The organism is Pseudoleptotrichia goodfellowii, assembly GCF_007990505.1.
GTDB lineage: Bacteria > Fusobacteriota > Fusobacteriia > Fusobacteriales > Leptotrichiaceae > Pseudoleptotrichia > Pseudoleptotrichia goodfellowii.
The window spans coordinates 2,117,959-2,128,956 of sequence record NZ_AP019822.1 but is presented as its reverse complement, the minus strand read 5'-3'; the positions used below and the strand labels follow the sequence as shown (position 1 = coordinate 2,128,956).

The following is a 10,998-nucleotide window of genomic DNA, read 5'->3' as shown; positions in this document are numbered from 1 at the left end:
CGTTAAAAATATTTAACAGGTAGAGAAAATGAATGTACTTCTATAAAAATGCTTGAATAGAAATCATTAAAAAAATTCCCGCATTTTCGGAGTCGACGTAAGGAGCGTAGAAAGCGGGTAGCAGGAGTATGAGGGGCGGCAATGAGCCCCTCATAGACTTCAGGAAGGTGGCAAAGTAACAGGGAGTATAGAAAACCTTGTAGAGGAAAGTAAACAGAACATAAGCAGAACAACAGGAAGCAGCAGTGGAATAAATGTAAATCTAAGCTCCAAAGGAGTACCTACAGGAGGAAGTGTAAACTACAGCCAAACAAACGGAAGCAGAGCCTATGTAGATAATCAGACAACATTTATCTTGGGAGAAGGAAGTAACCTTACAATAGGGAAAGCAGAAAATACAGCAGGAATAATAGGAGTAGAAGGAAACGGAAAACTAAAGATAAATGAATACAAAGGAAAAGACTTATACAATCATGACAGTTTAACAACAACAGGCGGCTCAATAGGAACAAGCGGAGCGGGAATAAGTAATGAAAATCATAGAAAAGAAGGAATAACAAGACATACAGTAATAGGAAATGTAGAAATAGGAAGTGCAACAGGAAGCCCTATAAACAGAGACAGAAGTAAAGCCAATAAAACAACAAGAGATGACCATAGCAGTACAAATGTATATGTAGAAAGTCAAACTATAGATTATGCATTACATCCTGCAAAGTTTAAAGAAGATGTAGGGATAGCAGTACTTGAAGGCAGTGCAACGGTAGAAGGAGCCTTAAAGAAAATAGATAATATATTAAGAGGAGATGATAACAGCGACATATCACAATCAGAAAAGAGAAGATATGAAGAGATAAAGGAAAATATAATAAGGGTAAAGACAGCTCCAGATATGAAGTTAATAGCAGAAGGAGATTTAAGTGACCCTGAAGTACAGAAACGGCTTGGGATAGGAGGAAGATTTAATCCAGATGATCCTAACTTACCTGAAAAGATAAAAGACAGAATAGCTCAGGTAAGAGAACAAGGACAGGAGATAAATTACTTTTACGATAAGGTAACAGGAAAGATATACATAAATGAGAATGCAGATGAGGATGAGATAAGAGCAGGAATAGGAAGAGAGTGGGGTATAAGAAACGAGTTTGACAGAGGAAGAACGAAACCTAACGGAGAAGGACAGGAAAAAGGAACGGTCGCAGGAGAGATAGCGTATAAGGAAATAGAAGACAGAACAAAAGGAAAGGGCGATAAGAAAGTAAATCCATATGACTTTGAGTACGCACAATTTGATCCTGATAGTGAGGTTAGTGGGGACTTTACAAAAGCTCATATAGATAAATTTTTTGCAGGACTGGGAGAAGCGGGAGCAAGATTAAGAAAAGGAGACATAAAAGGAGGTTTAGGTAAAGTAGCAGAAACCTTTGGCAAGACAGGAAAAGTTCTTGGAAAAGATACTAAAAATGTAATAGCAGGAGGAGATAAGCGAAAGAAAACAATAGAAGAATCAAAAAATGCGATAAAAGAAAAAGCAACAGAAGTAAAGGCAAGAAATGAGAAAAAGAGAAAAGCAGCAGAAGCAGAAAAAGCGAAGAAAAGACAGGAAGAAGAAAGGAAAAAACAGGAAGAAAAAAATAAAGAAATAGCTGAGATAAGTAAAAAATATATAGGAAGAAGAATAGTAAGTAAAGAAGACTATGATTATTTAATATATTTATCTAAAAATCCTGACTTGAGAAGTGAGTATAAGGATTATAATATTAAACTTATAAATACACTTGAAGGAAAATATTTAATAGAAGAAAGTCTGGGAAATCCAAAAGCAAAAGCATCAAAAGAATGGTTTGAAGAAAAATATTTAGCAAATAATGAACAATATTATTATTACACTACACCACAACCGACAATATCAGATTTCAGAAGAGATATAAATGCAGGAAGAGGGATATCGAGTGGCGGCTTATTCATAAAAGGATATGGGTTAACAAAAGAATATGCTGAAATGAATAAAGAAGAAAAAGTCGGAATGGTAATAGAAGGAACAGCACAGGGAGCAGGAGGAGTAATAAGAGCGGGAGCAGGAGCAAGTGCAGTTGGTATAGGTCTTGGAACGTGTGTGGAAACAGCAGGAGGAGGATGTTTAGCAGCAGGAGCAGGAGCAGCAAATGTAAGCTTTGGAGGGAATGAGGCATTTATGGGCGGACAAAAAATACTTCAAGGCTTTACAAATCAAGGATATACAATAAAAGGGACACCGGGAGAAGAGTATGCAAAGTTAAAGGCAGGAAAAGAAGCAAATGTAAATAGAAGTTTTAAAGGAATAATAAATCCAATAAAAAGTACAATGACAACTATAGGTTTTGGTGAAGATGATTATGATGTATTAAATATGATGACAGGACAAGGCATGCAATATGCCTCACAGTACGTACAAACTTATAGACCGATGTATGAAGCTAAGAGAGCAGTGATATTAGGGAATGGAAATAGTAATGTAAGAGCTAAAAATGAAGTTTCTCATACCAAAAATGAATCTTCAAGTACGAAAGGAAAGCCACAAGATATAGTATTAGTTGAAAATTCAGAAGGAGTTTTAGAAGTTCCGAAAGAAACAAAAATACAAAATAATACAAATATAAAACCGATAAGTTCTAACTCAGGTAAAAAGCCTATGAGAGATGTAACTAACAGTGTAAAAGAAGATAAATCAGGAGGAATAACATATACAATAAAGGTAATACCAAAAGAAAATCCTAAAGTAAATCCTGAAATAATAGAAAAAAGTACAATAGAAGCAACAAAAATTCAAACAGAAGAGATAGTATTAAAGAAGCCTGTTAAAAATGATTATAAAGAGAATAATTCATTTGAGAGTAATTATTCAAATAATAAAGAAAAATCATTTAACTATAAATCTTCAGGGGGTAATGAAAATTTAAAAAATACAGAATATAGTTCAGGACTTGGAGATTTAAAATATACAGAAACACCATTGACTTCTAATAAGATAGGTTCAAAAAATGTAAATAAACATTCACAAACTTTAAATACACCATCTGAAGTATCAAAAGATGTAAAGACTGTAATGAGAGGAGAAGACAGTAGTGGAAGGATAACGGAAAAAGTATTTAACACAGCATTTGAAAAAGACCCGAATATAACGGTATATGAGGGGAAATATGGTTCAAATAATGGTTTTGACCATGTGATAAAGGACGAGAAGACAGGAGAAGTATGGATACTGGAAAGTAAGCAGCTCTCTAATAAAGGAACTGTGAATTTATCTAATAAGGGAGTAGGTGGAACAAGACAATTATCATCTGAATGGGTAGATAATGTTTTAATGAAACTTGATAAGGATAGTCCTACAAGAAAATTAATTGAACAAGCTAGAAAATACGATAAATTAAGAACGGGAGTAACAGTAATAGACAAAGATACAGGAGAATTAAAAATAGTACCCGTAATAATAAAAAATAAATAACGGAGAGTGATAAGAGTGAATGTAGTAGCAGGAAAAACAAAATATGAAAGAGGATTACGTCATATTTTAGTTAGTGGAATTGATAAAAAGTCAGAAAAAGAAAGTCTTGAATATATTCAAAATAGAGTAGGAGATCAACTATGGTGTATGTATAGTTTATCAATAGATTATGAAGAAATGTCATCTAAAAATTTATTGATAGAAAAAGATATAAAAACACATAGATTAAATTCCTATATATCAGCAAAACTAAGGCTTTTGGGTCAAAAAGTTCGAGAAAGATTTGTTCGAGGAGTTGGCGATTTATTTGTACTAATGGAATCAAATAATAGAGACTTTATAGAATTTCTAATGAATAATTTGGAAGTAATAACCCCAAATGATTATGATGAAATGAAAAGAGTATATAAAAATATGATGATTAATAGTAAAATAAGCTTGTTTATATTAAGAAATGTTTTGTTAGCAATAAAAGGGGATATGGAAGAAGTAGGAAAAAGAAGTGAAGCATATTTGAAGGAGTGCAAGGAAAGTAAACATTATGTATATTTTTATACAGGACAGTTGTTTTTAAAAGCGTTATCAGAGGGAAACAAAGAAAAAATGAAAGAAGCGATAGAATTAATGATGGAGCCGAGACTTGCAAAAAAGTTAATGTATGATTTGAATCCGAATTATGACTTTTATTTACATATGTTTGTAATAATCTATGCAAAGATAGCTATGTATCATAGGTATGATTTAGAAATAGATTATGAGGTAGCTCCGAAAGAGCTTATAGATAATACACCATTAGAAAGATATGAAGATCCATATGAATTTATGAAAGCGTTTAGTTTAGCAACGATAACTCAAGAGGAGTGGAGAAAATGGACATTTAGTTGGCCATTTAGACCAGTGGAATGAGGGACAACCCGCATTACCGAAGTCGACTGAAAGGAGCGAAGGTCGCGGGTAGCGGGAGTATGAGGGCGGCAATGAGCCCTCATGAACTTCCCAAACGGAAGCAGAGCCTATGTAGATAATCAGACAATATTTATCTTAGGAGAAGGAAGTAACCTTACAATAGGGAAAGTGGAAAATACGGCAGGAATAATAGGAGTAGAAGGAAACGGAAAGCTAAAGATAAATGAATACAAAGGAACAGACTTATACAATCACGATAATCTAACGACAACAGGCGGCTCAATAGGAGTGGACTTTGGAAAAGGCGGAGCAAAAGTCAATGGAGTAGGTGTAAACAATGAAAGCCATAGAAAAGAAGGCATAACACGACATACAGTAATAGGAAATGTAGAAATAGGAAGTGCAACAGGAAGCCCTATAAACAGAGACAGAAGCAAAGCTAATGAAACAACAAAAGATACACATAGAACTACAAACATAAATATAGAGAGTCAAACAATAGAGTATGCAACAAATCCTAAAAAGTTTAAAGAAGATTTAGGAAAATCAAAAGACGAGATAAATGATATAGGAAGAGCAATAAAAGAATCATTAAATGACAGAGGAGATGATAACAGAAACTTCTTAGGACAGTTAAGTGAAGGAAGACTTCAAAGAACGATAGAAAACATAGGAGGAGAAAGATTAAGAAAGTCAACAACCCAGGAAGATATATCAAAGACATTAAAAGATACGTATAAGGATTTAGGATATGATGTAAATATTATATTTACGACACCGGACAAAGCACCGCAACTAATAGATGAGAAAGGAAAAATAAAGGCAGGAACAGCGTATGTAGGAAAAGACGGAAAACATACGATAATAATAAACACAGAAGCAAAAGAAAACCAAGATAGAGCAGGACTGATAGGAACAATAACAGAAGAAGGAAGTCATGTAATAGGGAAGGTAGAAGGAAGACAAAGAAAAGTACCTGAAGGTTCGGAAGAAAAAGGACTGGAAAGTACAGGAAGAGCAACGAATGACTTCTTTAACAAGACATATGAGGAAGGAAATATACCGATACAGACAAAGTCAGATGGAAAAGATTACAGCAAAGCTGATTTTGGTGAGCATGTGGGGGATAAAAGAAATGAAGGTTGGGGAGCTATGTTCTTTAATAATAGTTTGTTGAAAGAAAAAAAATCTGATGGAACAACATATAAGAAAACAGAAATAGAGAGAGAATTAAATAGCATATTTGGATTAAAAGTAGATTGGAAAAAATATGAGGAGGAAGGACCATATAGAGAAGAGATAAATTATTATTTTTTTCAAGCTAAATATACTTTAAGAGTTAAATCGGTAGGAAAACCATACACAAAATCAAATGGAAATACGTATATAAAAATAATTAGAAATAATGGTAGTCCTATGGAGTTAAAAATGATCCCAGAAAATGAGAGTGTTTATCATAATCTAACATTTAAAAATGGAGAAATAGCAATAAATTTTAAAGAAGTAAATAGAAAATATGTCCAAGATGATGGATATGAATTTATAGTCAATAGTAAAGGAGAACAACTTAAAAATGACCCCAAAAATATGGGGACATATAATTTTTATACATATGGTTCTATTAATATTGATGCTGCTCAACATGGAATAACAGATGTTGGATTTTGGAAAAAATATGGTACAGCTCCTAAAGGTATAGATCCAACTACAAAAGAGCAACGTGAGAAAATAGGAGCTGCTGGAGTAGGACTTAGTTTAAAAGATGATTATCAATATTATAAAGAAGCGTCACAGCACAGAAATGGAGTATTAACTTATTCAGATATAAAGCGATTAAAGGAAAACATGTGGCGAATAAAAGAATATAAAAATTTTTATGATGATAGACAAAATTTAATAAAAAAAATCTTAGATACTAATAAGAAGGTAAGATGATGAAACAAATATTAAAGAATAAATACTTAATGAAAGTATTTGTAGGATTTGTTTTGCTTTTTTTACTAAGAACAATAGGTGTAAAGTTTTTTACTCCAACGGTTGTTGAATGGGTTGTATTAGAAGAAATAATAAAAAACATATTGATATTTATAATTTCTTTTTTTATAAAAGAAGATGAAAAATTTAAAAAAGAAGAAAATACGATAAAAGGGATTTGTATTTTTGTATTATTTTACATTATTATGAGAGCAGTAATAATAGGTTCAATAATGTAAAATATGAATAATATACATCTATTTAAAATTTCCCGCATTTTCGGAGTCGACGTAAGGAGCGGAGGGGAGTATGAGGGCGGCAATGAGCCCTCATGAATTTCCCAAACGGCAGCAGAGCCTATGTAGATAATCAGACGACATTTATCTTGGGAGAAGGAAGTAACCTTACAATAGGGAAAGCAGAAAATACAGCAGGAATAATAGGAGTAGAAGGAAACGGAAAACTAAAGATAAATGAATACAAAGGAAAAGACTTATACAATCATGACAGTTTAACAACAACAGGCGGCTCAATAGGAACAAGCGGAGCAGGGATAAGTAATGAAAATCATAGAAAAGAAGGCATAACACGACATACAGTAATAGGAAATGTAGAAATAGGAAGTGCAACAGGAAGCCCTATAAACAGAGACAGAAGTAAAGCCAATGAAACAACAAGAGATGACCATAGCAGTACAAATGTATATGTAGAAAGTCAGACGATAGATTATGCATTGCATCCTGCAAAGTTTAAAGAAGATGTAGGGATAGCAGTACTTGAAGGAAGTGCAACGGTAGAAGGAGCCTTAAAGAAAATAGATAATATATTAAGAGGAGATGATAACAGCGACATATCACAATCAGAAAAGAGAAGATATGAGGAGATAAAGGAAAATATAATAAGGGTAAAGACAGCTCCGGATATGAAGTTAATAGCGGAAGGAGATTTAAGTGATCCTGAAGTACAGAAACGGCTTGGTATAGGAGGAAGATTTAACCCTGATGACCCTAATTTACCTGAAAAGATAAAAGAGAGAATGGCTCAGGTAAGAGAACAGGGGCAGGAGATAAATTATTTTTATGATAAGGTAACAGGAAAGATATACATAAATGAGAATGCAGATGAGGATGAGATAAGAGCAGGAATAGGAAGAGAGTGGGGGATAAGAGACGAGTTTTACAGAGGAAGAACGAAACCTAACGGAGAAGGACAGGAAAAAGGAACGGTCGCAGGAGAGATAGCGTATAAAGAAATAGAAGACAGAACAAAAGAAAAGAGTGATAAGAAAGTAAATCCTTATGACTTTGAGTACGCACAATTTGATCCTGACAGTGAGGTTAGTGGAGACTTTACAAAAGCTCATATAGACAAATTTTTTGCAGGATTGGGAGAATCAGGATCAAGATTAAGAAAAGGAGACATAAAAGGAAGTTTAGGTAAAGCAGTAGAAACCTTCGGCAAAACAGGAAAAGTTCTTGGAAAAGATACTAAAAATATAATAGCAGGAGGAGAAAAACGTAAAAAAACAGTAGAAGAATCAAAAAATGCGATAAAAGAAAAAGCGGCGGAAGTAAAAGCAAAAAATGAGAAAAAGAGAAAAGCAGCAGAAGCAGAAAAAGCGAAGAAAAGACAGGAAGAAGAAAGGAAAAAACAGGAAGAAAAAAATAAAGAAATAGCTGAGATAAGTAAAAAATATATAGGAAGAAGAATAGTAAGTAAAGAAGACTATGATTATTTAATATATTTATCTAAAAATCCTGACTTGAGAAGTGAGTATAAGGATTATAATATTAAACTTATAAATACACTTGAAGGAAAATATTTAATAGAAGAAAGTTTGGGAAATCCAAAAGCAAAAGCATCAAAAGAATGGTTTGAAGAAAAATATTTGGCAAATAATGAAGAATATTATTATTACACTACACCTCACCCGACAATAACAGATTTCAGAAGAGATATAAATGCAGGGAGAGGTGTATCAAGTGGTGGCTTATTCATAAAAGGATATGGGTTAACAAAAGAATATGCTGAAATGAATAAAGAAGAAAAAGTCGGAATGGTAATAGAAGGAACAGCACAGGGAGCAGGAGGAGTAATAAGAGCAGGAGCAGGAGCAAGTGCTTTTGTAGTAGGGATTGGAACGTGTGCAGAAACAGCAGGAGGAGGTTGTTTAGCAGCAGGAGCAGGAGCAACAAATGTGGGCTTTGGAGGGAACGAGGCATTTATAGGAGGGCAAAAGATACTGCAAGGCATTACAAATGAAGGATATACAATAAAAGGGACATCGGGAGAAGAGTATGCAAAGTTAAAGGCAGGAAAAGAAGCAAATGTAAATAGAAGTTTCAAAGGAATAATAAATCCTATAAAAAGTACAATGACAACTATAGGTTTTGGAGAAGATGATTATGATGTATTAAATATGATGACAGGACAAGGCATGCAATATGCCTCACAGTACGTACAAACTTATAGACCGATGTATGAAGCTAAGAAAGCGGCAGTAGTGGCGAATAGTAAAAATCAGGAAACTGGAAGTGGTGGTTCACAAGGAAAAAGAGAGATAAACAAAGAATTACATGCAAAAATAAACAACAGAGAAAAAGAGCATTTTGCTAATTTGCAGGCAAGTAAGCGAGTGAATAATGTTGAAGCTAAATTTGAAAATTTTGAAGGACATATAATTAATGCAGAAATGAAAAATGGAAAAGTAAAAGGGGGTCATACAACTTTAGGAAATGTAAAGGTAAAACAAGTAACCAAGAGATATCCGAGTGGAGTTTATGAAGCAGAGATTGAAATTCAAGATCCCAAAAATCCTAATAATTTTATTCCTAAGTCAAATAATAGTGGAAAATCAACAATGTTTCCTGAACATTGGACAGCGGATAGAATAAAAGTGGAAGTAGACATAGCTTTTAAAAATAAAACTATGACGGGGATATATAAATGGAAAGGTAGAACTCCATCAGGGATTGAAGTAAGAGGGTATATAGATAAAAATGGAAATATTACAAGTGTATATCCGATAAAATAGAATAATAGAATATAGGAGAAGTTAAAAATGAAATTGATTTTTAAATACGAAAAATATTTGAATGAATATGAACCTTGTAGTTTATCATTTAATGGTAAACATGATGAAGAGTTTTTAGCAGAATACGTAGCCGATACAAATTTAGAATTAGCTGTTCATGAGCTTAAATTTTTAGGTAATAAAGATGTAAAAAAACGTGCTATAGGCTCAGAAGGTTGGGATGTAGATATTTTAGGTAATATTGTATCTATTGAGTTATCAAATACAAGTTATCCCGATAAAGTATATATAGATAGAGAAGTGGTGACGTATGCTATGTCAAAATGGAAAGAATTTTTAGAAAAAGAAATTAAAGATTACAGTTATGAAGAAATAATAGATACAGATGACATTTATAAAAAATAAAATAATAAAAAATCTCCCGCATTACCGAAGTCGACTGAAAGGAGCGTAGGTCGCGGGTAGCGGGAGTATGAGGGGCGGCGATAAGCCCCTCATGAACTTCCAAGTCCATAACAACACAAAGAACATGAGATTATCAGGTTTTAATCAGGAAGGTGGCAAAGTAACAGGAACAATAGAAAACCTTGTAGAAGAAAGTAAACAGAACATAAGTAAAACAACAGGAAGTAGCAGTGGAGTAACAATAGGAGTAGGCTCAAACGGAGTACCGAGTTCAGCTTCAATAAGTGGAAGCAGAACAAACGGAAACAGAGCCTATGTAGATAATCAGACAACATTTATCTTGGGAGAAGGAAGTAACCTTACAATAGGGAAAGCAGAAAACACAGCAGGAATAATAGGAGTAGAAGGAAACGGAAAACTGAAGATAAATGAGTATAAAGGAACAGACTTATACAATCACGATAATCTGACAACAACAGGCGGCTCAATAGGAGTGGACTTTGGAAAAGGCGGAGCAAAAGTCAACGGAATAGGCGTAAATAATGAAAATCATAGAAAAGAAGGAATAACAAGACATACAGTAATAGGAAATGTAGAAATAGGAAGTGCAACAGGTTCTCCTATAAATAGAGACTTAAGTAAAGCAAATGAAACAACGAAAGATACACATAAAAGTACAAACATAAATATAGAGAGTCAAACAATAGAATATGCATTAAATCCTGGAAAGTTTAAAGAAGATTTAGGGAAGGCAAAAGATGAGATAAAAGATATAGGAAGAGCAATAAAAGAATCATTAAATGACAGAGGAGACGATAACAGAAACTTCTTAGGACAGTTAAGTGAAGGAAGACTCCAAAGAACGATAGAAAATATAGGGGGAGAAAGATTAAGAAAATCAACGACTCAGGAAGATATATCAAAGACATTAAAAGATACGTATAAGGATTTGGGATATGACATAGAAATAATATTCACAACACCTGATAAAGCACCGCAACTAATAGATGAGGCAGGAAAAATAAAGGCAGGAACAGCGTATGTAGGAAAAGACGGAAAACATACGATAATAATAAACACAGAAGCAAAAGAAAACCAAGATAGAGCAGGACTGATAGGAACGATAACAGAAGAAGGAAGTCATGTAATAGGAAAGTAGAAGGAAGACAAAGAAAGGTACCTGAAGGTTCGGAAG

General features: G+C 33.6%; 7 protein-coding genes. All 7 read left to right on the top strand.

The window, feature by feature from the left end; genetic code table 11:
* The first annotated feature begins 355 nt into the window (after window positions 1-355).
* The 7 genes from FVE72_RS10290 to FVE72_RS10260 all read left to right on the top strand — a co-directional run bounded on the left by FVE72_RS10290 (window position 356) and on the right by FVE72_RS10260 (window position 10,962).
* Complete coding sequence (locus FVE72_RS10290; protein WP_026738258.1) at window positions 356-3,484, top strand: hypothetical protein; 3,129 nt, start codon at window positions 356-358, stop codon at window positions 3,482-3,484.
* Between the two features lie 15 nt (window positions 3,485-3,499).
* Window positions 3,500-4,390 (top strand): hypothetical protein, encoded by an 891-nt coding sequence (locus FVE72_RS10285; RefSeq protein ID WP_036056222.1) that lies wholly within the window; start codon window positions 3,500-3,502, stop codon window positions 4,388-4,390.
* Window positions 4,391-4,471: 81 nt separating this feature from the next.
* Entirely contained in the window at window positions 4,472-6,325 is a 1,854-nt protein-coding gene (locus tag FVE72_RS10280; protein ID WP_051411794.1) for a hypothetical protein, read from the top strand.
* Window positions 6,325-6,603: a hypothetical protein gene (locus FVE72_RS10275; protein ID WP_026738256.1), complete on the top strand. Its 279-nt coding sequence runs from the start codon at window positions 6,325-6,327 to the stop codon at window positions 6,601-6,603. Before FVE72_RS10280 ends, FVE72_RS10275 begins: the two co-directional genes overlap by 1 nt.
* A gap of 92 nt (window positions 6,604-6,695) precedes the next feature.
* Window positions 6,696-9,398, top strand: a complete 2,703-nt coding sequence (locus tag FVE72_RS11365) for an EndoU domain-containing protein (protein ID WP_197734916.1) — start codon at window positions 6,696-6,698, stop codon at window positions 9,396-9,398.
* A gap of 27 nt (window positions 9,399-9,425) precedes the next feature.
* Window positions 9,426-9,803: a DUF5376 family protein gene (locus FVE72_RS10265; RefSeq protein WP_026738253.1), complete on the top strand. Its 378-nt coding sequence runs from the start codon at window positions 9,426-9,428 to the stop codon at window positions 9,801-9,803.
* Window positions 9,804-9,894: 91 nt separating this feature from the next.
* The gene (locus FVE72_RS10260) at window positions 9,895-10,962 is read left to right on the top strand and encodes a hypothetical protein (RefSeq protein WP_146966586.1); all 1,068 of its coding nucleotides are present in this window, start codon (window positions 9,895-9,897) and stop codon (window positions 10,960-10,962) included.
* Window positions 10,963-10,998: the final 36 nt, after the last annotated feature.